Origin of the sequence: Devosia litorisediminis (assembly GCF_018334155.1) — a bacterium.
Classification (GTDB): domain Bacteria; phylum Pseudomonadota; class Alphaproteobacteria; order Rhizobiales; family Devosiaceae; genus Devosia; species Devosia litorisediminis.
Genome location: NZ_JAGXTP010000001.1, coordinates 1065424 through 1087341, shown reverse-complemented (window position 1 = coordinate 1087341; position 21918 = coordinate 1065424). Strand labels below are relative to the sequence as shown.

The window sequence follows — 21918 nt, the reverse complement described above, 5'->3', positions numbered from 1 at the left end:
TGGCGCAAAGGGACCACTATTGGGTTACCAAGAGGGAGATCGTTCCATGAACCGCATCCATATCACCCAGCACAGCTCGCTCGGCGCCTTCTGGTTCGCCGGCTGGCTCTTCACTATCGGCTTTCTCAAGCTTGGCTTCTGGCAGGGCGTGCTCGGCCTGATCCTCTGGCCCTATTTTATCGGCGGCTTTTTCGCGGGGTGAGTAGCCCCCCTAACGGGCCAAGCCTAGCTCGCGAGGCTGGCGGCGGCCCTCGCCGCGCTGTTCTTGCGCGCTGATCCGGGGCCGGACGGTGGAGCGTTATGGGGACGAAAACCGCCGCCATTTCTCTTGACCTTGTAGCTTGCCGCGTCGGCCTCGTGCAGCAGCGCGTCCAGTGACGCTGTGCGAACGGGGGCAATGCTGTAGCCAAGGCTGAGCCCCACGCTGATTGGCTGGTCGGTGCCCAGTTCATAGGGCTCGGTCAGGTCACGATGGATACGCTGTGCCAGGCGTTCCGGGTCGGACTGCCCGTCCAGATCTGGCTGCAAGACCACGAACTCATCGCCGCCGACGCGGGCGACGATATCGTTCTCACCCACAAGCCGGCGGAGCCGTTCCGAGAGGGCCTGCAGCAGCCGGTCCCCGGCGGCATGGCCGAACTGATCATTGACCGCCTTGAAGCCATCCAGGTCGAAGGTGTGCACCGCAATCGAGCCAGACGCGTCACGCGGCAACTCTTCGACGGCCTCCTGCAAGCCCAGACGGTTGGATAGTGATGTCAATGGATCAAGCCGTGCCAGTTGCGCCATCTGCAGGCGCATGGTGATCAGGCCGCAGGCATTTCGATGCAGATAGGCAATAGTCTCCACGGCGCTGACGAGAAACAGCACGAATACGGCGCCGATCAGGAACCGGGCATCCTGGGTGAAGACCATCGCTGCGACAATTGCCACGCCTGCGGCGAGGATGACCGCGCCCATTGCGATCTTTGGGCGGACTGAAATGCGGGTCGCCAGGCCCGCGCAATACCCAAACAGCAAGGCGGTTGCCACCAGATGCAGGGACAGCGTGGGCAACGAAAACAAGAACGCGCACAGGGCACCGATAAGCCCCGCCATGCACCATGTCGTAACCGCGTGCGCGGCCTCGAACCGTTTGATGACCGCGAGCGTCGGCGCCCCCTGGGCAAGGGCGCGAAGATGAAACAGGATCAATACAGCCTTGAGGACTGAGGCCACGACTCCAAGGATCGTGATACCCAGTGCCGCAACCGCGCCAGTCTCGCTAAATGCGTAAAGTCCAACGCCAAGAAAGGCCGCCCCAATTGCCACCGTTGGCAGCAGGTTATCAGCAAGCGCTGATACCAGGGCCTTGTAGACATCGATCTGTTCGGTTTGACGCAGCATTGGTCGCACGTTCATTATTGCACTGATCGGCTCGATATCACGACAGTTGTTTACGGCGGCTTTAGTCGCGACTGCAAATCATCGACGGTTGGTGTCGTTGCATTAACGTAGCGGCGTGCACGACCATTCTAATCCATTGAACACCAGTTGCTTGTCCCTTCAGCCGCTAGAGCGGCCAGAAGAACAGGATCGAGGGCACGGCGACCACGATGATCAGGATTTCCAGCGGCAGACCCATGCGCCAGTAATCGCCAAAGCGGTAGCCGCCGGGGCCCATGATGATGGTGTTGTTCTTGTGCCCGATCGGCGTAAGGAAAGCACAGGAGGCCGCCACGGCCACCCCCATCAGGAAAGGATCGGGCGACACCTCCAAAGACTGCGCAATCGACAACCCGACGGGCGCCGCGATCAGCGCTGTCGCCACATTGTTCAGGAAATCGGACAGGGTCATGGTGACCACCATCAGCAGCGCCAGAATGCCCCAGGTCGGCAGTGAGCCGGTCAGCGACAGGATCGCCTCGGCAATCAGCAGCGTGCCGCCCGAACTCTCCAGCGCCAGCCCCAGCGGGATCAGCGAGGCCAGCAGCACGATCACCGGCCATTCAACGGCCTCATAGACCTCGCGCGCGCCCACAATATTGGTCAGCGCATAGACGGCCACAACCGCCGCCAGCGCGATAGCCAGCGGCATCAGCCCGGCCACGGCCGCGGCCACGCCAATACCAAAGGCGCCAATGGCGAACAGCGCCTTGTTGCGTTGCACCACGACATGGCTCTTTTCGGCCAGCGGCAGCACGCCCAGCCATTCGGCTGCGTCCGCGACACGGGCCTCGGGCCCCAGCAGCAGCACCACATCACCGGGCAGGATCGGCAGCTTGCGCACCCGCTCGCGGAAGCGCTTGCCCTGGCGCGACACGCCCAGCAGTGTGACACCGCGCCGATACAGCAGGCGCAGCCCCATAGCGGTACGCCCGACAATGCGGGCATTATCGGGCACGATCGCCTCGACCAGCGTCAGCGACTTGCCGCGCAATCCACCATGATCCTCGGCGCCCTGCGCCTTGAGCTCGGCCGCGCCAATAAAGGCTTCGATAGCCTTGGGGTCACCCTCGAGCACCAACAGATCGCTGGCCCGGATTTCCTCATTGCTGGCAAAGCCCGGCAGACGCTTGCCATTTCGCACCAGCCCCAGAATGGTGACATCGTGCTCATCGGCCAGCGGCATCAGATCGCCCGGTGTCTGGCCCATCGTCTTGGACTTTTCGTCCAGCGCCGCCTCGGCCACAAACAGCCCGCTATCACTGGCTTCGCTGGCAGTGCCTTCAGTGCCTGCCTCGGGCAGCAGGCGCCAGCCAATGGTTGTCACAAAGACAATGCCGACCACGGCGCAGACCAGTCCCACGGGAGAGAAATCAAACATCGAGAACGGCGTGCCCAGCGCGCGCTCGCGGAACTGGGCGATCACGATATTGGGCGGGGTACCGATCAGCGTGATCATGCCGCCCAGAATGGTGGCAAACGATAACGGCATCAGCGAGCGCGATACGGCACGCTTGGCCTTTTTGGCGGCCTCGATATCCAGCGTCATTAGCATGACCAGTGCCGCGACATTATTGATGATGGCCGACATGGCCGCCCCCACCACCGACATGATGCCGATATGGGTCGACAGCGGCCGGTCCGGCGAGATCACCAGCCGGGCCACCAACTCGACCGCCCCGGCATTCATCATCGCCCGCGACACGATCAGCACCAGCGCGATGATGATCACCGCCTCATGGCCAAAACCCTCAAAGGCGTGCTCCATCGGCACCACCCCGCCAATCACCGCAATGATCAGCGCCGAGAACGCCACCAGATCGTAGCGAATGCGCCCCCAGACCAGAAACGCGAAGACAAAACCGAGAAGCGTGAAGAGAAAAATCTGCTCGTAAGTCACAGGGGCCGCACTCGCTGGAAGTCGAAAAGAGAACCCACGCCTTACCAGATAGACGCGCGTGCGCCCAGCACTGCCACCCAATTGTCCGCCGATCCGCGACCAGCAGGAAAAACTTGCGCCACGAGAGCAAATCGAGGCGACGCTTTCCACCGAACTCTGCCCGAAACAGGGCATATGTAGTTGGCCCTGTTCAATAAAAGACACTATACAGGCAGCACCTCATTGAGAGACCCGGCGCCCCAGCCCAACCAGTCAGGCACCTGCATGAAACTGTTTCTGATCATTCCGCTGGCGCTGGCGTGTCTATATCTGGGACTGGCAACGCTGTTGATGCTCACCGACGCGCCGTCGCAGGCAGCGGCCACGCCAAGCGGTGGGCTCGATTTTGCCAGCATCGCCGACAGCCCCCAGCATCCCCTGCCCGAGCAGCAATTCTATCAGGCCCGTGATGGGGCCAATCTGCCATTCCGCAGCTATGGCGAGCTGGCCAATGCCCCTCGTATTCTGGTGCTCGTGCACGGCTCGGGCTGGCATGGCGCCCAGTTCAACACCATGGCCACGGCGCTGGCCGAGACCGGCAAGACCGCCGTGATCGTGCCCGATCTGCGCGGCCATGGCATCGAACCGGAACGGCGCGGCGATATCGACTATATCGCGCAATATGAGGACGATCTGGCCGATCTGATTGCCATGCTGCAAACCGTACAGCCCGACGCCGAAATCGTGCTGGGCGGGCACTCATCCGGCGGTGGTCTGGTGGTACGGTTTGCCGGCGGCACCCACGGCGCGCTGGCCGATCGCTTTGTGCTGCTGGCGCCGTTTCTGGGTGAAACTGCCCCCACCAGCCGCCCCGATTCCGGGGGCTGGGCCCAGGTTGCAATCCGCCGGATCATCGGGCTGGTGCTGTTCAACCAGATCGGCATTACCGCATTGAACGGCCTGCCGGTGATCAGCTTTGCCTTCCCACAGGCGGTGCTGGACGGCCCCCAGGGCCATACGGCCACCACCAGCTATAGCTATCGCCTCAATACCGGCTATTCCCCCCGCCGTGATCTGGCAGCTGACCTGTCGGCGATGCAGCAGCCCTTCCTGCTGCTGGCTGGCGCCAATGATGAAGCCTTTTATGCCGATGCCTATCAGGCGCTGGTGAGCACCCACACCAGCGCCGGCACATACGTTATTGTTCCCGATCTGGGGCATCTCGACCTTGTCGAAAGCCCGAAAGCCACCGAGATCCTGGCCCAATGGCTGGCGCCAGATCCCTGATCCCGGTGGCGCCCCGCTCTAGGCTGGCTGCACTCTCTCTGCAGAGAACAACCCACGCCGCAGCCCCAGTGATCGCGCGGTCTGGGCCAGCACGACCATTGCCACCAGCGCCAGCAGTATTTCGGCCATGGGCCCTGCCAGCCAGACCCCGGTTTCACCAAAGGCCAGCGGCAAGGCAAAGGTCAGCGGCAGGGCGAACAGATAGGGTTTGCTCAACCCTAGTATCGCCGCCCGGCTGGCCTGTCCGATGGCCTGAAAATAGCTGGCCAGCATCATCAGCGGCCCGGCCAGAAAGAACAGCGCGGTCATCATCGGGGTGATGCGCACAACGCTGTTGATGACCGCCGGTGCGCTGACGAACATGCCGGCAATCGGGGCGGCGAACAGCACAAGGATGACCTGCGACGTCAGGCTGTAGATCAGCGCAATGCCAAGCGTCAGCTTGAGGCTGGCATCGGTGCGTCCGAAATCGCGCGCGCCGTAATTATTGCCCGCAATGGTCTGCATGGCATGGCCCAGCCCCAGCAGCGGCAGATAGACAAAGGTCATCACCCGCGTGGTGATGCCATAGGCCGAGATGGTCACGGCGTAGTCGCCCTCGCCATGGAGTTGCAGCGCCGCGACAATGGCCGCCGCATTCAGCGCCAGCCCGACAAAGCCCAGGCTTTGCGGCGCGCCGAGCGCCAGAATACGGCCCCAACCCGACACCCAGCTGTGCGCCAGCAGCACCTGAGGCCGCAACACGGTTTGCCCGCGCAGACGGAACACCACGATAATCGCAAGGGCCAGTATCTGCGCCATGGCCGTGCCATAGGCCGAGCCGGCCACCCCCATATCGAGCACGGCAATCAACACATAGTTGAAGCCGATATTGGCCAGCGCCACCAGCAGGCTCATCGCCGCCATCAGCCCCACCCTGCCTTCATTGCGCAGCGCGTCAGAATTGACCGAGAGCACGAACACCAACGGCGAAAACAGCACTGTAATGCGCAGATAGATCTCACCCAGCGCCGCAAGTTCAGCCGACCCGCCGGCCGTGAGCAGCACCAGTTGGTGCCCCACCAGCACAAACAACACGTTCAGAACGACACTGATGGCCAGTGCCAGCCCGTGCGCGCCGGTGAACACGGCCTTGGCGGCATCCAGCCTCTGACCGCCCAGATGGCGCGCCAACAGGCTCGACATGCCGCTGGCCACCAGCGTCGCCAGCGCGACCACCAACATGTACATCGGAAACATCAGCGTTACGGCACCGAGCGCCTCCGGGCCGACATAGACGCCCAGGAAAACGGCGTCGGCTACCGTCAGCAGGCCGTTCATGCCCATCACAAAGATGATCGGCAGCGCGGTCCTGGCGAAAATGGCCGGCATAGGGCCATGGGTAAATGCATTCTCAGGGGGTTTTGACACAATCCCAACTTCCTCTGGCAAGCATTTCGCAGAGAGGATGGGAGCCCGCATTGCCATCCGCGCGAAATGCGGAGGACGATTGATGATCGTTATCAAGCAGAACTTCACCATGACCATGGGTCAGCGAGCGGCGGGCGTCTGCAACCGAGGGCGTACCTAGGACCAACGCGCGCCCGCGTCAAGCATTTGGCAAGGCTAGCAACGCTGATCTGCCCACCAAGGGCTGTGGCCGATACCCAAATTCGTCTGAATGCTGTAGGATTTAGCCATGACAACCCCGCCGCGACGCAAGCGTCACCGGCTGGCATGATTTGGGAAGCCGATGCGCGTTTTATATGTTGATGACGAGCCCGATATCCGGGTCGTCGCGGTCATGTGCCTGCAGTTGAACGACAATTTTGAAGTTCAGGAGTGTGCCAGCGGCATGGACGCCCTGCAGGTCGCCCGCGACTGGCAACCTGATCTGGTGCTGCTTGATGTCATGATGCCCGAAATGGATGGTCCCATGACGCGGATCGCGCTGCGCGATGATCCTGCAACAACTCATATTCCGGTGGTATTTGTCACCGCCCGCACCCAACCCTCCGAGGTCGAGCGCCTGCTCGAGCTTGACGTGACCGGCGTCATCGCCAAGCCGTTTGACCCCATGTCGCTTGCCGAACAGGTGAGTACATTGATGGGCTGGAAGAACTAGACGGGCTGTCGGCGCGCATTGGGCGCCGACGCCCCCTAGTGGCCACGGGCCTGCGCCCGCTGGGATTCTGCTGCAGCCTCAAGAATGAGGGCGACGATTGCATCTTCGGGCGTGCGTGACTTGACCAGGGTGGCGCTCACCCGGGGATCATCGTCAACGCTTTCGGTGGCCGTAAGCACAATCACCGGACAGCCGGTATGCAGATCCAGCCCCTCCAGCAAATCCATGCCATGGCCATCTGGAAGCTGCAGATCGAGCAGGATCACATCAAAGCTCTGGCCCACCAGATAAGCCCGAGCCTCCCCCAGCGTCGCAGCTTGCGTGATGTTGAGCTGACCCGACATCGCGGTGGCGATAAAATCACGGAAACCGGCATCGTCTTCCACATGGAGCACGCGTGGCAACTGTGCGCCATTGCTGGCGTTTTCAAGCTGCGCCGGCGCCGCATCGGCTGTCAGCGGCAGATCGATCCAGAACGTGCTGCCGGCGCCTTCGACACTGGTGTAATCCAACCCCCCGAACATCTTGTCCATCATCTGCTTTGAGATGTGCAGGCCAAGCCCGGTGCCGCCTGTTTCGCGCGTGGCCGAAGCGTCGGCCTGAGAAAACGGCGAAAAGATGCGACTGCGGAAACTGGCCGGAATGCCCGGCCCAGTATCGGTAATACTCACCCGCGCCATCTTGCCCACACGGGACAGGCTCAGATGCACCGAACCACCTGCCGGTGAGAATTTGGCGGCATTGGACATCAGGTTGGACAACACCTGCTGCAGGCGGGCTGCGTCGAAATCGCAATCCATGTCCACATCGGGCGTGTCGAGCACGAAGGTCACATCGAACTGGTTGGCATAGCTCTGGTTGGTATCCATCGCCAGCTCAATTTCTTCGAGCAGCTTGTGCGTTCCAATGTCGAATTGCAGCTTCTCGGAGTTCATCTTCTCAAGATCGAGAATGTCATTGATCAACAGGATCAGCCGTTCGCTGTTCTTGTGCGCAATGGTCAAAAGACGCATGATTCCGGCAGGAATTTCGGCGGCCATTGCCCCGGTCACAAGCCCAAGCGACCCGCGGATCGAGGTCAGTGGCGTGCGCAATTCATGGCTGACATTGGAAATGAATTCGCTCTTGATCCGATCCATTTCCTTGCGGTCCTGAATGTCCTGAATCTGGGCGATGAAATAGTCAATCCGACCATCCTGACCGCGCGCAACCGAAACACTGAGCAGGCCCCACACCGCGTGGCCTTCCTTGTGAAGATAGCGCTTCTCAAGCTGATAGTCGGCGATCTCGCCGGATGTCAGCTGACTGAGCAGTTCGCGGTCCAACCCGACATCATCGGGATGGGTCAACTCGCGGAAGTTCAGCTTGAGGAACTCTTCGCCCGAATAGCCCAGAAACGCGAACAGGGCCTCGTTGACGCTGATCCACTCCCCTTGCGGGTCGATCAGCGCCATGCCAATCGGCGCATTGTCGATCGCGCTGCGCAGGCGTTCCTCGCTTGAACGCAGCGCCGCCTCGGCTTCCTTGAGCGCGGTGATGTCGGTCTGCGTACCCACAAGGCGCAATGCTGCGCCGTTTTCGTCGCGCTGGGTAACGGTAGCGTCCGACCGCAACCAGATCCAGTTGCCACTCTTCTTACGTATCCGGTACTCGCATTCCGAGCGCGGCGTCGTCCCCGCAAAGCATGCAGCATCCGCTTCATCGACAACGGCCAGATCGTCTGGATGTACCCGCTTGCGCCATTCTTCCTGAGGGTTGATGGCGTCGTCGACGTGAAAGCCGAGCATCTCCATCCAGGTATCTGAAACAATTGACTTTCCGGCGACCAGATCGACGTCAAACACACCAATCCGGGCCCCGCGCAGCGCGCTGCTCCAGCGCTCTTCGGCATCTTCAAGGGCGATGGTGATCTGCCGCTGCCGGGTCACATCCCGCACAATGGCGGTGTACCGCATCTCCCCTTCTTCGGTCTTCCAGGGGTTGATCTGAAATTCCAGATCAAGCTGCTTGCCATCGCGGGTCAGCCCGGTAGCGGGTTTGGTTCGCGTGGTGCGCGTCATCAGGGCGCCCAGAAGCTCAGCAACCGAGCGCGCGCCCTCAAGCTTGAGCAGGTCCCTGATCGACATTGAGGGGATGTCCTGGGCCTCCGCGCCAAAAATCTCCAGCGCCGCCTCATTGGCCGATAACAGGCGCCCGTGTTCATCAAGCAGCAAAATGCCGACCACAGCCGTGTTGAACACGGCGCGGTTCTCCTGTTCCCGGGCTGTAATCTCAAGGGTTTTCTGCACCACCTGATGCTGGATGGTCTCTTCGCGTCGGGCATAGCTGAGCAGGAACACCGCAAACAGCCCCGAGACCAGCAGGCCAGCCAGCAGCACCACCATCGGCTCGTTATTCTTTGTTTCTGCGTCGAACTGCGCGGTACTGCTCCAGACAATGGTCCAGTACTGGCCCATCACCGGCATGGTTTCCTTGATGGTATAGGTCGGCACGCCGCGGGCTTCGTCACCGGACTGGCTCGAATAGATCAGTCGGTCTTCGTTGACCACCGGGCCATCAAAGACCTGCAGCTCCAGGGTATCCTGCTGGCTCGACGTCAGATCCGTCATGAAGCGCGCACCGATGAACGGGGCATACACCCAGCCACGGAATGCAACCCGACGCTGCTCGACCGTGCGCAAAGGCACCGAACGTTGGTACAACGGCTTGAGCAGCAGAAAGCCTGCGCGCCTAACTTCGTCCTGCACCAGAAAAATGCGCTTGGTAATTGTCGAGCGCCCGGTTTGCCGGGCCGTTATGGCCGCTTCGCGGCGATTTTCTTCAAAAGCAATATCAAGACCAAGCGCTGGTAGATTGGGTTCAAGCGGCTCGATGAAACGAATGACAAAATGATTGTCGCGCGGCACTTCGGTGGGATGAACCTCCAGCCCCTGAACACCCAGCGCCCTCATCCGCGCATAAAAGTCGGCCAGATCTGTGGTGGGCACATCGTCGATAACGCCGATGCCATTAATGCCAGGCAGCGTCTTGCCAATATTGAGCGCGTCGACATAGGCGCGCCAGTCAGCGGCCGTGACCACGGAAGAGGCCATGAACAGCCCAGCCGCGCCATCAAGGCCCTGCGCATAGGAATCCATGCGGTGCAGAAGGGCCTGCTTGCTGTCGTTGGCCAGACCGTGAAACGCTGCGTGTCCGCGGTCATAGGCCGCTTCGCTGGTCCACATCCAGCCATAGAAGGTCATGCCCAGCGGCACCATCAAGGCCAGGATCGAGGCCGCCCGCAAGCCTGCGGCATTGTCCCGCGACCAGCCCGCTCCCCAACTGCGCCAGGGGCCCAACAGGGCCAGCGGCAGCACGACCAGAATACCGATCAGATCGCCCATCCACCAGGTCACCCAGTTGGTGGCGACGGCCTCGGCCGGCAATAGACCGGCAATTAGCAGCGTGCCCGTGCCAACGCTGGCGGCGATCAGGCTCGCGATCGGACCAACCACGCCTGCGAAGACCACCACATCCCGGATGGATTTCAGAATGGTCGGCACACCAAATAGCCGCCGCGCGGCAAATGCAGCTGCCAAGGCCTGGAGGCTGGACCCAGCGGCAATCGCAACGGCAACTGCCAGGGCGCGCCAGTCGATACCGTCGCCGCCCAGCACAGCGCCGACATAGGCATTGACCACGAACGAGCCGAGGAAAACGCCGACCACCAGGCGCGGGGAAAAAATCAACAGCGCGGCAATGGCAATGCCCGAGGCGGGCCATATGATAGTCGCATAGCCCGGCGGCACCGCAAGTCGCAGGCCAAGCACACCTGTCACCACATACAGCAACGCTACGCCCAGACTAAGTCCGGCCAGTCTCAACCAACGATACTCGACTGGTCTTGTTTCACTCACCTGCGCACCGGCCCTTTTGCTGCGGAGAGCCAGAATGGCCCTCATCTGGTTCATCGCCCTAAGCGCTGCGTGCCTGCAGCGTGGGCGCGATGACCACCCGATTGCGTCCATTATCCTTGGCGATGTAGAGCGCCTCGTCGGCGCGCCCAATCAACCCCTCCACTGAGCTTCCCATTTGCTCACTGCTTACCCCGACACTGACCGTGACGGAGAACGAGGTTTCCGGGCCATCAAATTTGAGTTGCTCAAATGATGTGCGCACCTTGTCCATGACAATCTGCGCCCGCGTTGCATCGGTACCCACCAGCAGCACCGCGAATTCTTCGCCACCATAGCGGGCAATCACGTCGGTCTGGCGCAGCGTGCCCTGCAGCGAATGGGCCAGCGTGCGCAGCACCCGGTCGCCACACAGATGGCCATGCGTATCGTTGACCCGCTTGAAGTGATCGAGGTCCAGCAGGCACAGCGAGAAGGTCGACCCCGTACGGCGCGACCGGCCCAACTCGTCGGCCACGCGATCCTTGAACCGGGCATGGTTGAGCAGGCCCGTCAGGCTGTCGCGGTCCATGACCTGACGCAGCGCCCGTGCCCGCTCCGCCCGAATGGCGATCAGCGAAGCCAGACCCTCCAGATCAACCGGCTTGGAGATGAAGTCGTCGCCGCCGATCTTGCGTGCTTCGCGCTGGCGTTCCATGTCTTTTTCCGCCGACAGGAAGACGATGGGCAGCGACAGATTTTTGCGTGACAGGCGCATGACGCTGGCGACTTCAAGCCCGTCAGCGGTGGGCATGTTCATATCCATCAGTACCAGATCAGGCGCGCAGCGATTAATCTCATCGCACGCCTTGACCGCATCAGTGACGATGGTGGCTTCCATGCCCGCCGCCTCAAGCGCCAGACCGTAAGTCTGGGCGGCGATTTCGTCGTCATCGACAACCATGATCGAATAGGGCTTGGTCTCGGACTGGCTCAGGCTGGTCAGCCAAGCACCCAGTTCCACCATATCGAGCGGCAGCGCCAGGCTGGCGCGCACCCCGGCCCGCACCGCTGCCAGATTGGCCGCAAAACCCTGCTCCTCACCCACCAGGATCACCGGGTGATAGGCCGACATCACCTGCGCCAGCTTCAGTTCGGGATCAATGCTGTGCCCGATGATCACTGCCAGGCAGTTTTCGGGCGGCATGTCGTGCTGCAGATCGACTGTCGCATAACCCAGACCCGCCAGCTTGTCGGCCAGCTCCTTGGTCTGTCGTGCGTGATCGATGATGCAGATCAGCTTGGCTGCTGGCTCGTCTGTCTCTGTTTCAGGCCGGAGCATGGTTGCCCCCGTTCTGGGTGACAGGTTCACCACAGATCCGTCGGATCGTCTCGGCCAGCGCCTGACTGCCCTCCCCGATCTCGGTCGCATCGGCCTGCGCCAGAATACGCGTCTCGAGATGACTGGCTGGCTCTTCGAGCGTCACCAGACCAAATGTCGCCGAGCCGCCGGCAAGCCGATGTGCCAGATACTGGATCCGGTCACGATGCGCCTGATCGTCGGCTTTGCACAGCGCAACGCCAAGCGCTTCGAACTCGGCGGCATCCCCAGCAGTGCGCTGCGAAAAGGCCGTGCTGAGAGCCGCCATCTTGGCTTCAAATTCTGCCTTGGCTGTCATGGGCGCTTACTCACGATACTCTACCCCTAGATCCGCGCCGACCTGCCAGCGCTTCTCGACCTCTCGCGGTGCGCCCACACCCACGATCTGAAATTTGAATCGGTCCGGAACCTGAAAATAGCTCTCAATGCGCAGGTGCGCACCTGATTCTGAAACATTGCGCACCGAGCAATCAATCACCGAGTTGAGACCCTCAATGATGATCTTGCCGCGTTTGAGCACCCGCTTGCGGGCCTCCTTGCGCATCTCTTCCAACTGCCGCATCGACATGGTCTCAGCCACGATGGGGCTGAGTTCACCTTCGGGCAGCTCGTCGAGTGTGAAGCCATAGGGCAGTCCCAACTGCTCGGCCTGCTCCAGCACTTTTGCCGCCGCCGTGGTGACAGCATCGGCACTATCGCCATCGGCAGGAAATGTCGCTGCGCCAATGGCGGGTTCGATTTCGATCTGCATGCGGTTGTGTTCTTCGGACAGCCGCACGCTCTCGTAGATACGTTTGCAGGCGGACGCCACAAAATCGGGGTCGGTCCGCCCTTCGAAGACGATGACGAACTGATCAGCCCCCAGATGGCCACACAGCGCGCTCTCGGCGGTAGCCTCTTTCAGCAGGCTGGCGAAATTGCGCAACAACTTGTCGGCAATCACATAGCCCAGATCGCTGCGGATCTTGGGCAGCAGCTTTGGCCGCACCATGATCAGCGTGAACCCGTCCTGGGCGTGCCGGAAGCGCAGATCGCTCAACCGGGCCTCGACATAGCTGGCCGAATGCAGCCCTGTCAGGCTGTCAAAGCGCGCATTGCTGCGCAGCTTGTCAGTTTCCGCCAGCCGCAGCCGATCTTCCTTGCGGCGCGCAATGGCGCCCTGAATGGCCCGGATCAGTTCGCTGCGATCCAGATTGCGCTTGGAGACATAATCGCTGAAGCCAATACGGAAGGCCTTGACCGCCGTACGCTCACTGCCCTGCCCGGTCAGCATGATGATCGGCGGGGGATCGTCGAAGCCGTCTTTGATCGCCTTGCCCAGCGCCAGCCCGGTATCGATGCCCAGATCATAGTCGAGCACCACACACTCAATGGAAGGATCGACCTTGAGCAAGGCCATCAACTCATCGGAAGTGCTGGTTTTGACCGCGTGAAGACTACCCTCATTGGTGAACAACGAGGCGACAAATTCCATATAGAGCGGGTCATCATCGATGACGGCGACACGTGTAGCCATCGGGTTTTGTCTCAACATTCGGCGTTCTGGGCACCGTGAGCGTAGCCCTGAGGGGATGAACAGCACCTTACCTAAATTTTCTGACACGTAGGGAAAAGCCTGAGTTTGCTGAAGAAACGCCCCCTGTCGATCACACCACCCCGACCATCGTCAGCGAGCTTGGAGACAAGGCAAACCACCCACCCACACGCCGGAAGCCAACACGTCTGCCCACCCCACCCCACGGACTGCGGCCTGGACAATTGACAGCGGCAGCAAGTTGCGACAACAATCAAAAGTCGAAAATAATCAACATAAACCGAATGACCGGTTCATCGAGGATGCGCTTCTTCCACACCCAGAAATTCAACTAAAACCCCATATTATAGGCGTTATATTGAATTTTTTGCGGCTGACGAACCTGCGCACAATTCGAATACAAACGATAGCTTGTCGCCCATAGCGGCCAGCGTCCATACGCTGAGGAGCACCACTGAACCCCTTCTGCGGGGATGCGATGACGCGCGGCCGGATGCCAGCGTTCGCGCGTCAAAACCCGTCGCCGAAAGTCAGGTCTGATGGGGTTTTTCCCTCTCGGACCAACCGTCGCTCGCGCACTTGGCGAGCAACCTGACCATGATCACTTTTTTTACCGAGGCCGACCAATATGACCGATTTTACCGTGTTCGACGTTGATTATCCGCCCCATGCGCGCCAGCGCGTGATCGTCAACACCGACGCCAAGAACGAATGTGACGACCAGTTTGCCATCGTTCAGGCCATCCTTACGCCGTCCTTTGAACTGCATGGCATCATTCCCGCCCATTTCGGTGACAAGAAGTCCAAGACCAGCCTGAAGGACAGTCACGACGAGACCATGCTGGTGCTCAAGCTGATGAATCTTGAAGGCAAGGTTCGTGTTGAGGACGGCGCCACCCATGCCATGCCCGACGAGACCACGCCCGTCGACTCGCCCGGCGCGCAATTGATCATCGAGGAGGCCATGAAGGACGACGACCGTCCGCTGTTCATCGCCTTTTATGGCCCGGTGACAGACATCGCCTCGGCACTGCTGCTCAAGCCCGAAATCGAGAACCGCAATATCATCGTGATCTGGATCGGCGGCGGCCACTGGCCCGCTGGTGGCCGTGAATACAACCTGTCCAACGATATTCCCGCCGCCAACGTGCTGATGAAGTCCAAGCTGACCGTTTGGCAGGTGCCCCGGACCGCCTATCGCACCATGAGCGTGACCTATGCCGAGATGATCGAGAAGGTTTCGCCCTGTGGCGAGATCGGCAAATATCTGGTCGAGCAGGTGATCGAGTACAATATGCGCACCGATCCGCACATGGAGTACCGCTCGCTCGGCGACTCCCCGTGTATCGGCCTCATCCTCGATCCCGAGGCGGGGGTATGGGACTATCGGCCTGCGCCTCTGTTTGATGAACAGATGAAATATGTCCACACCGGCAAGTACCGCCCAATCCGCGTCTACGACAGCGTCAATACCCGTTTCGTGCACGAGGATCTGTGGGCCAAGCTTGCCCAATTCCATCGTCGTGGCTCGCGTGACCACCGCAGCTAGGCTCTAAAACCCAGATACGGCCCGGGCTCGCTGGCACACACCGCGGGCCCGATCATATCCCCCATATCCGGAGATCGACCATGCGTATTCTCATCATCGGGGGGACCGGCATTATCAGCACCGGCATTGCCCGCCCGTTGCTGGCGCGAAATTACACGACGAACTCAATCTGTCCCCCTTGATCGGGGGGGGCCGGGAGGAGATGAAGCGCCACGCGCATTCGCAGGCACTATGCCGGGAGAGGATGAGGGCACCGACATCGTGTGATGCGGCGCCCTCTTGTCTGTCAGACCCTTGGCCGTACGATCAGTCGGGATCGGCGCCTTCAACGTCATCCTTATCGGCGATCTTGGGACGCAGATAGCGGCCCACAATCACCGGCAGGATGAAACCGACAATGGCCATCGTCCACAGCGCGATCGAGAGTGGCGAAGCGACCAGCGTCATCACATCACCATCCGAAATGGTCATGGCGCGCCGCAGGTTTTTCTCCATCTGATCGCCGAGCAATACGCCCAAAATGATCGGCACCAGCGGAATATCGAGCTTGCGCAGCACCCAACCCAGGACACCGAAGGCGATCATCACCATCAGATCAAATGTCGAGCCTGACACACCGTAAATGCCGACAAACGAGATCATCGCGACGCCCGGCATGAGATAGCGCGGCGGGATCATCAGCAGGCGCACAAAGAACCCGACCATGGGAATATTGAGCGCCAGCAACATGAAGTTGGCGATGAACAGCGCCGCGATCAGGCCCCAGACCACATCCGGATTGTTCTGGAACAGCAAGGGGCCGGGTGTAATGTTGAGCGCCAGCAGCATGGCCAGCAGCACGGCGGTCGTGCCCGAGCCGGGAACGCCCAAGGCCAGCATGGGCACAAGCGCACCACCGGCGGCCGCATTATTGCCCGCCTCGGGTGCCGCGACACCGCGCGGATCGCCCTTGCCGAACGTGCCGTTCTTGTCCTTGAGACGTTTCTCGAACGAATAGGCGATGAACGAACCCAGCGACGCACCGGCGCCGGGCAGTACGCCAGCGATAAAGCCCAGCACAGTGCCGCGGGCCATGGAGCCAGACGTCTGTTTCAGCATCGCAACTGGCGGGGTAATACGGCCCAGCTTGACGGTCCCGTCGCCGCCTGTTGCCTTGGCCGTGCCACGGTGTTCAAGGAAGGTGAAAACCTCCGAGAGCGCGAACATGCCGACAATGGCGACCAGGAAGTCGATGCCGTCATAGAAGTGGACTTCACCAAAGGTGAAGCGCGGCACGCCGGTCTGGCCATCCACGCCGATCAGCGCGATCGCCAGCCCCAGCGCGGCGGCAAAGGCAGCCTTGGCCTGATTGCGGCTGGCCAGACCACCCAGGGTCGCAAAGGCCAGCGTAAACAGCGCGAAATACTCCGCAGGCCCGAACAGCAGCGCAACCTTGACCAGCTGCGGCGCCAGAAACACCAATCCCCAGGTGGCAAAGAACGAGCCCACAAACGAGGAAATCCCCGAGATCGACAGGGCCTCACCCGCCTGCCCCTTGCGGGCCATGGGATAGCCATCCAGCGTGGTCATCAGCGCCGGCTCGTCACCGGGTATGTTGAGCAGGATAGAGGATATGCGCCCGCCATACATGGCGCCGTAATAGACGCTGGTCAAAAGGATCAGCGCAGGCGTGGCGGGCAGCCCCAGTGTGAACACCAGGGGGATCATGATGGCGACGCCATTGGAGGGCCCGAGCCCCGGTAGAGCCCCGATAATTGTGCCCAGAAGGCAGCCGATCAGGGCCAGTCCAAGATTTTGCCAGGTCAGGGCAATCAGAAAGCCGTCGGCGAGAGATTGAAGAGAATCCATGTCTTTATGTCTTTCTAGCCGGGGTCAGAAACCCCAGGGCCCTCTGGCGAGGGAAAGGCCAAGGATGATCCGGAAAACCAGGAAGATGCCGCCTGAAATCAGCAGCCCGGCCAGCGCCGCCTTGAGTGGCGGGGTGCCCAGACGCCAGGACAGAAACCCGCCGCAAACCGCGGTCGACAGCACAAAGCCGACAATGGGCAGGAACTGGGCATAGGCAATCAGCGCGACCACGGCGACGCCGATTTCGAGCAGCCGCGGCAGTGCGGGCCAGACGGGTTCTTCATCGGGCCGCACCAGAATGGTGGCCGAGGCGAGCCCGATAACAACAGCAATGACAATCGGAAAGGCGCGTGGACCCAGAGGGTCCTGGATAAAGCTCTCCTTGATCAGGAAAGCCCCCCAAATAATAAGTCCCGAAAGCACCAGACCGGCAATTCCGAGCAGACGATCGCTGGAATTCCTCATCGGCTCCCCCTCCTGCGACATGACACCATGACCCCCATGGGGTCAGCAAAACGAGGCCCGCACCGCGATGCGCGGGCCCCGGATGTGGCGTGATCTATTCGATCAGGCCGATTTCCTTGGACAGGGTCGAGATGCTGGACACGGATTCGGCCACAAAGGCCTCGAAGTCAGCGCCGCGCAGGTCGAGCGGCGCCAGACCATTGGCCGCCATGGTGTCTTTCCACTCGGCCGAGTCATAAACGGCACCGATCTGCTCAACCCAGAAATCATAGGCTTCGTCAGACATGTCGCCGGGGCCGTAAAAACCGCGCCAGTTGGCACCGATCACGTCGACGCCCTGCTCGCGGGCGGTTGGGTAGGAGGCGAAGTCGCCTTCGAGACGCTCAGGCGCCAGCACGGCAATCACCTTGATATCGCCGGAATCCACGAAACCCTTGGCTTCGGACGCATCGCCGGTAAATGCCTGCACGCTGCCGGCCAGAAGCTGGGTCACAGCCTCACCACCGCCGTCAAACGCCACATATTTGACGCTGCGCACATCATCAATGCCCGACGTCTTGGCCGCGATGAGCACCTTGAGGTGATCCCAGCCACCCACAGCGGAGCCACCGGCGACCGAGACACTGGTTGGATCAGCCTTGATCATGTCGAGCAGCTCGGGAAGCGTGTTGATATCGGAATCCTTGGCTACCGCGATGATGCCATAATCGGCACCGACCGAAGCCAGCCAGCGAACCTGGCTCATGTCATTGCCGGGGTAAGCCCCCTGGGCCAGACGCGTCGAGGTTGCCGAAGAGGCCGCCACGATCAGATTGTCTTCGCCATTGCGCTTGTTGACGACTTCAGCGAAGGCCACGCCACCGCCACCGCCTGCCAGATTGGTCACCTGCATGGTGCCCGGGATCAGATCGAGATCCTGTAGAGCCTTGCCAACCTGACGGCAGGTGAAGTCCCAGCCGCCGCCTGCGCCCGCTGGCGCAATGCATTCGGTATTGTTGGCCTCGAACGCCATGGCGGCCGGCGCGTAAGCAGCCGCGCTGAGCACAGCAGCCAGAAAAGTGGCTTTCGCCACGGAAAGCAGCTTCATCGGAATCTCCTCATTTTGTGCCCGCCGCCGATTACCGGTCTTGCGGGCCTGCTTGATCTCTAACAGGCCAACCTGTCATCAAGCTGTCGTCGCCCCACTTCGGGCATTGGGCTTGCAAGCCCCGTGCATAAGCGCTCAATTGCGCACACGCTTGGGAGGGCGCACATCATTCGCATTCTGTTGGTTGAGGACACTCACGATGTCGCCGATGCCATCGTCGCCAGCTTCGGCCGGCGCGGCGATGCGGTGGATCATGCGCTGACGCGGGTCGCCGCCGATGACCTGCTGGCCCTGCAGCGCTATGACGTGATCATCCTCGATATCAACCTGCCCGACGGCAACGGTCTGTCGCTGCTCGCCGACCAGCGACGACAGGGTGTCACCACCCCCATCCTGATGCTGACGGCACGGCTCGAGGTCGATGACCGTGTGGCCGCGCTTGATCGCGGTGCCGACGACTATCTCGTCAAACCCTTTGATCTGCGTGAGCTTGAAGCGCGTGTACGCGCCCTGGCCCGACGGGCGCAGCGCGATCCCTCCGAAGGCTCGACAATCACCTATGCGGATCTTGAAGTCGATATTGCCGGGCGCGTCGTGACCCTGGGCGGGCAGCCGATCAATTTGACGCGGCGCGAATTTGGTGTGCTTGAGGCGCTGCTGATCAACCGTGGCCGGGTCATTTCCAAGGAACAGATATTTGAGCGCATCTTTTCGTTCGATCAGGGCGATGTCGGCCTGAACGCTGTCGAAATCTATGTCGCCCGGCTGCGCAAGAAGCTGGACGGGGGCGAAGTGTCGATCAAGACCCTGCGCGGATTGGGATATCAGCTCTTTGCCAGTCAATAGCGCATTTCGGCATATCGGGGCCCGCAATGGCCGCCCACTGTCCCTGGCCTCCCGCCTGTTTCTGGCCATTGGGCTGATCCTGATGACCGGCGGCATCATCGTCACCGCTGCGGCGCTGGCCTATGGCCATCAGGCCGCCCGCAATGCCTTTGACCGCCTGCTGGTGGGCGCGGCCAACCAGATCTCGGCCTCGATTTCCATCGTTGAAGGCGATCCGCTGGTGGATCTGCCGGTGACCGCGCTGGAACTGCTCGCTCTGGCGCCCGAAGATCGCATTGCCTATCGCGTTATCGACCCCCAGGGCGTGACCCTGACCGGTTACGACGATCTGGCGCTGCCCCCCACCGACACCGATCTCAGCTTCTTCGATGGCACATTTGCCGGCGACCCGGTCCGGCTGGTGGCCGTGCGACGGCACTTCGCCGAACGCGGCTTCAGCGGCACCGTGACCACCATTGTTGCCCACACTACCATTGCCCGTCAGGCTCTGGCCTGGGATATCGCGCGCAATGCCTGGATGATGCTGGCCGTGGCCGGGATCGGCATGGTTGCCCTTGCCGTTTTCTCGATCCGCTCGGCCCTGGTGCCGCTTAAACGCATCGGTCAGGACCTGCTGGCACGTGACCCCAAGGACCTCACCCCGCTCGATATCGCGGTGCCGCGCGAACTGCGCGCCATCGTCGATGCGATCAACCGGTTCATCACCCGCCTGCACCGCCAGATCGATGGCATGCAGAACCTGATTTCCGACAGCGCGCACCAATTGCGCACGCCGATTTCCGCCTTGCGGGCGCAGGCCCAATTAGCCGCCGAGGAACAGGACCCACACCGCCAGTCCGAGATCGTCAGCAAGATCCTGACCCGCTCGGTCGGCCTCAGCCGCCTGACCGATCAGATGCTGAACCGCGCACTGGTCATCCATCGCGGCGATAGCGCCGCCCACAAAAGGATCGACTTGCGCCGCGTCGCCATGGCCGCCGCCGAGGTCTTTGATGATGGGGCGATCTTTGAAGCCGGGCGACTGCATCTTGACCTGTGCGAGACGGCGGCATGGGTCGCCGGAGATGCCCTGTCGCTGCAAGAGGCGGTCAAGAACCTGATCAGCAATGCGCTCCAGCATGGGGCTGGCAGAGTGACCATCGCCGTGCTGTGCCAGGGCGGTCAGGCGGTGTTGACCGTGCATGATCAGGGCAAGGGCATGACGGCCGAGCAAGCGCACCTGCTCGGACAGCGCTTTTTGTCGGCCGACCAGCACCGCACCAGCGGCACCGGCATTGGTCTGTCCATCGCTCACGCCGTGGCCCATGCCCATGGCGCAACGATGGCGGTCGATATCGCCTCCAATACCGGGTTCACCATCAGCCTGACGATCCCGCTGCAGCACGAGGAGCGCGCGCCATGAACCGCATCGTCTCGGCCCTGTTTGTTGCCATGATGGCCTGCACCGCCTGCCTGGCTCAGGAAGACTCCGCGGTATTCGGCCTGCCCACGGCAACCGAAACACTGATCGTGCGCAGCACCACCGATATCGGCGTCTTCGCGCCGGTCATGCTCGACTTTCTGGCCAGTCGACCCAATCTGGCCATTGCTTATGAGCAGTGGGGCTCAAACGATCTGGCGACACTGGCGGCCAGCCATTGCGCGGCAGGCAGCGGCAGCGCCGATCTGGTCATCAGCTCGGCTGTCGATCTGCAGGTCCAGCTGGTCAACAATGGCTGCGCGGTGGCGCACAGATCGCCCGCCACGGACGCCCTGCCGGCCGCGCGCAACTGGCGCAACGAGATCTTCGGCATCACCGAGGAACCTGCGGTGTTGATCTACAACATCCAGCTGGTGGCGCCGGACGAAGTGCCCCTGTCGCGCTTTGACCTGATCGACCTGCTGCGCCCCGCCGATTCCCGCTTTGTCGGCCGCGTCGCCACCTATGATATCGAAGCCTCTGGTCTGGGCTATCTGTTCGCCTTCATGGACTCCCTGCAGGCCAACACTTTTGGTCGGCTGCTTGAAGCTTTTGGCCGTTCGGGCGCTGTGGCCACCTGCTGTTCGGCCGAACTGATCGACGCGGTGGCCGATGGCCGGTACCTGATCGCCTATAATGTGCTGGGTTCCTATGCGCTGGCCCGCGCCGACAAGGACCCGCGCATCGGCGTACGGGCGCCCAGCGATTACGCGCTGGTCCTGTCCCGCGCAGCGCTGATCCCCAAACACGCAAAAAATGTCGGCGCTGCTGGCGGCTTCATCGACTTTCTGCTCTCCAGCGCCGGCCAGACCGCGCTGAGCGAGGCCCGACTGGTGGTCAGGATCGGCGGAGCCGATGGCGCCGACTTCGATCTGCCCGGTGGCGGACCATCAAGCCTGCGCCCCATCGCCCTGTCACCCATTCTGCTGGCTGGCATGGACCAGCACAAACGCCGGATTTTTCTCGACCAATGGCGCCAAAACCTGCGCCAGAAATAGCGCGGCAACTGCAGCACAGCTTCAGGGCGGTCAGAGCGACACGGCGCGGACCACTCAAACCGCGTCGGTCCTAGCGGCGAGGGCCCACCAGAGTGCGGGAAAAGGCAGGACCTGTGCTGGGCAGCCCGGAATCTGCTCAACCAAAATTCTGGTGGCGGTACCCAGATCAGCCGAGGCAAGCACT

General features: G+C 61.5%; 17 protein-coding genes. 7 read left to right on the top strand and 10 right to left on the bottom strand.

Going from position 1 to position 21918, the window contains the following annotated elements; genetic code table 11:
• Nucleotides 1-46: 46 nt before the first annotated feature.
• A complete protein-coding gene (locus KD146_RS05205) occupies nucleotides 47-202 on the top strand; it encodes a hypothetical protein (protein ID WP_212657665.1) in 156 nt (51 codons plus the stop codon).
• Between the two features lie 23 nt (nucleotides 203-225).
• On the opposite strand, the gene KD146_RS18330 is transcribed toward KD146_RS05205, so the two are convergent.
• A complete protein-coding gene (locus KD146_RS18330; protein ID WP_212657664.1) occupies nucleotides 226-1401 on the bottom strand; it encodes a sensor domain-containing diguanylate cyclase in 1176 nt (391 codons plus the stop codon).
• A gap of 151 nt (nucleotides 1402-1552) precedes the next feature.
• A complete protein-coding gene (locus tag KD146_RS05195; protein WP_212657663.1) occupies nucleotides 1553-3325 on the bottom strand; it encodes an SLC13 family permease in 1773 nt (590 codons plus the stop codon).
• Between the two features lie 264 nt (nucleotides 3326-3589).
• Here KD146_RS05195 and KD146_RS05190 point away from each other — a divergent pair, with 264 nt between their 5' ends.
• The gene (locus KD146_RS05190) at nucleotides 3590-4591 is read left to right on the top strand and encodes an alpha/beta hydrolase (protein ID WP_212657662.1); all 1002 of its coding nucleotides are present in this window, start codon (nucleotides 3590-3592) and stop codon (nucleotides 4589-4591) included.
• A gap of 18 nt (nucleotides 4592-4609) precedes the next feature.
• On the opposite strand, the gene KD146_RS05185 is transcribed toward KD146_RS05190, so the two are convergent.
• Nucleotides 4610-6001 carry an MATE family efflux transporter gene (locus tag KD146_RS05185; RefSeq protein WP_345790748.1) on the bottom strand — a complete coding sequence of 464 codons (1392 nt, stop codon included), beginning with the start codon at nucleotides 5999-6001 and terminating at the stop codon, nucleotides 4610-4612.
• Nucleotides 6002-6323: 322 nt separating this feature from the next.
• Here KD146_RS05185 and KD146_RS05180 point away from each other — a divergent pair, with 322 nt between their 5' ends.
• Nucleotides 6324-6695 (top strand): response regulator, encoded by a 372-nt coding sequence (locus tag KD146_RS05180; protein ID WP_212657660.1) that lies wholly within the window; start codon nucleotides 6324-6326, stop codon nucleotides 6693-6695.
• 35 nt (nucleotides 6696-6730) lie between these two features.
• Here KD146_RS05180 and KD146_RS05175 read toward each other — a convergent pair whose 3' ends face one another.
• Genes KD146_RS05175 through KD146_RS05160 form a run of 4 tightly spaced genes read right to left on the bottom strand, consistent with a single transcriptional unit; the run spans nucleotide 6731 to nucleotide 13464 of the window.
• A complete protein-coding gene (locus KD146_RS05175) occupies nucleotides 6731-10591 on the bottom strand; it encodes a PAS domain S-box protein (RefSeq protein WP_212657659.1) in 3861 nt (1286 codons plus the stop codon).
• 58 nt (nucleotides 10592-10649) lie between these two features.
• Nucleotides 10650-11909, bottom strand: a complete 1260-nt coding sequence (locus KD146_RS05170; RefSeq protein WP_212657658.1) for a GGDEF domain-containing protein — start codon at nucleotides 11907-11909, stop codon at nucleotides 10650-10652.
• Nucleotides 11896-12246 carry an Hpt domain-containing protein gene (locus KD146_RS05165; RefSeq protein ID WP_212657657.1) on the bottom strand — a complete coding sequence of 117 codons (351 nt, stop codon included), beginning with the start codon at nucleotides 12244-12246 and terminating at the stop codon, nucleotides 11896-11898. The genes KD146_RS05170 and KD146_RS05165 overlap by 14 nt, the downstream gene beginning before the upstream one ends.
• Nucleotides 12247-12252: 6 nt before the next feature.
• Nucleotides 12253-13464 (bottom strand): GGDEF domain-containing response regulator, encoded by a 1212-nt coding sequence (locus KD146_RS05160; RefSeq protein WP_212657656.1) that lies wholly within the window; start codon nucleotides 13462-13464, stop codon nucleotides 12253-12255.
• 646 nt (nucleotides 13465-14110) lie between these two features.
• On the opposite strand from KD146_RS05160, the gene KD146_RS05155 reads away from it, so the two are divergent.
• On the top strand, nucleotides 14111-15031 hold the full coding sequence (locus KD146_RS05155) for a nucleoside hydrolase (RefSeq protein WP_212657655.1): 921 nt from the start codon (nucleotides 14111-14113) through the stop codon (nucleotides 15029-15031).
• Nucleotides 15032-15337: 306 nt separating this feature from the next.
• On the opposite strand, the gene KD146_RS05150 is transcribed toward KD146_RS05155, so the two are convergent.
• The 3 genes from KD146_RS05150 to KD146_RS05140 all read right to left on the bottom strand — a co-directional run bounded on the left by KD146_RS05150 (nucleotide 15338) and on the right by KD146_RS05140 (nucleotide 18431).
• The gene (locus KD146_RS05150; RefSeq protein WP_212657654.1) at nucleotides 15338-16879 is read right to left on the bottom strand and encodes a tripartite tricarboxylate transporter permease; all 1542 of its coding nucleotides are present in this window, start codon (nucleotides 16877-16879) and stop codon (nucleotides 15338-15340) included.
• A gap of 24 nt (nucleotides 16880-16903) precedes the next feature.
• A complete protein-coding gene (locus KD146_RS05145) occupies nucleotides 16904-17344 on the bottom strand; it encodes a tripartite tricarboxylate transporter TctB family protein (RefSeq protein WP_212657653.1) in 441 nt (146 codons plus the stop codon).
• Nucleotides 17345-17438: 94 nt separating this feature from the next.
• A complete protein-coding gene (locus tag KD146_RS05140) occupies nucleotides 17439-18431 on the bottom strand; it encodes a Bug family tripartite tricarboxylate transporter substrate binding protein (protein WP_212657652.1) in 993 nt (330 codons plus the stop codon).
• A 168-nt stretch (nucleotides 18432-18599) separates the two neighbouring features.
• Between KD146_RS05140 and KD146_RS05135 the strand changes: the two genes are divergently transcribed.
• From KD146_RS05135 to KD146_RS05125, 3 genes are read left to right on the top strand one after another with little or no spacing between them, the layout of a single operon-like run.
• Nucleotides 18600-19277: a response regulator transcription factor gene (locus KD146_RS05135; RefSeq protein WP_212659119.1), complete on the top strand. Its 678-nt coding sequence runs from the start codon at nucleotides 18600-18602 to the stop codon at nucleotides 19275-19277.
• On the top strand, nucleotides 19264-20679 hold the full coding sequence (locus KD146_RS05130; protein ID WP_212657651.1) for a sensor histidine kinase: 1416 nt from the start codon (nucleotides 19264-19266) through the stop codon (nucleotides 20677-20679). The genes KD146_RS05135 and KD146_RS05130 overlap by 14 nt, the downstream gene beginning before the upstream one ends.
• Entirely contained in the window at nucleotides 20676-21734 is a 1059-nt protein-coding gene (locus tag KD146_RS05125) for an ABC transporter substrate-binding protein (RefSeq protein WP_249327584.1), read from the top strand. Before KD146_RS05130 ends, KD146_RS05125 begins: the two co-directional genes overlap by 4 nt.
• Nucleotides 21735-21918: the final 184 nt, after the last annotated feature.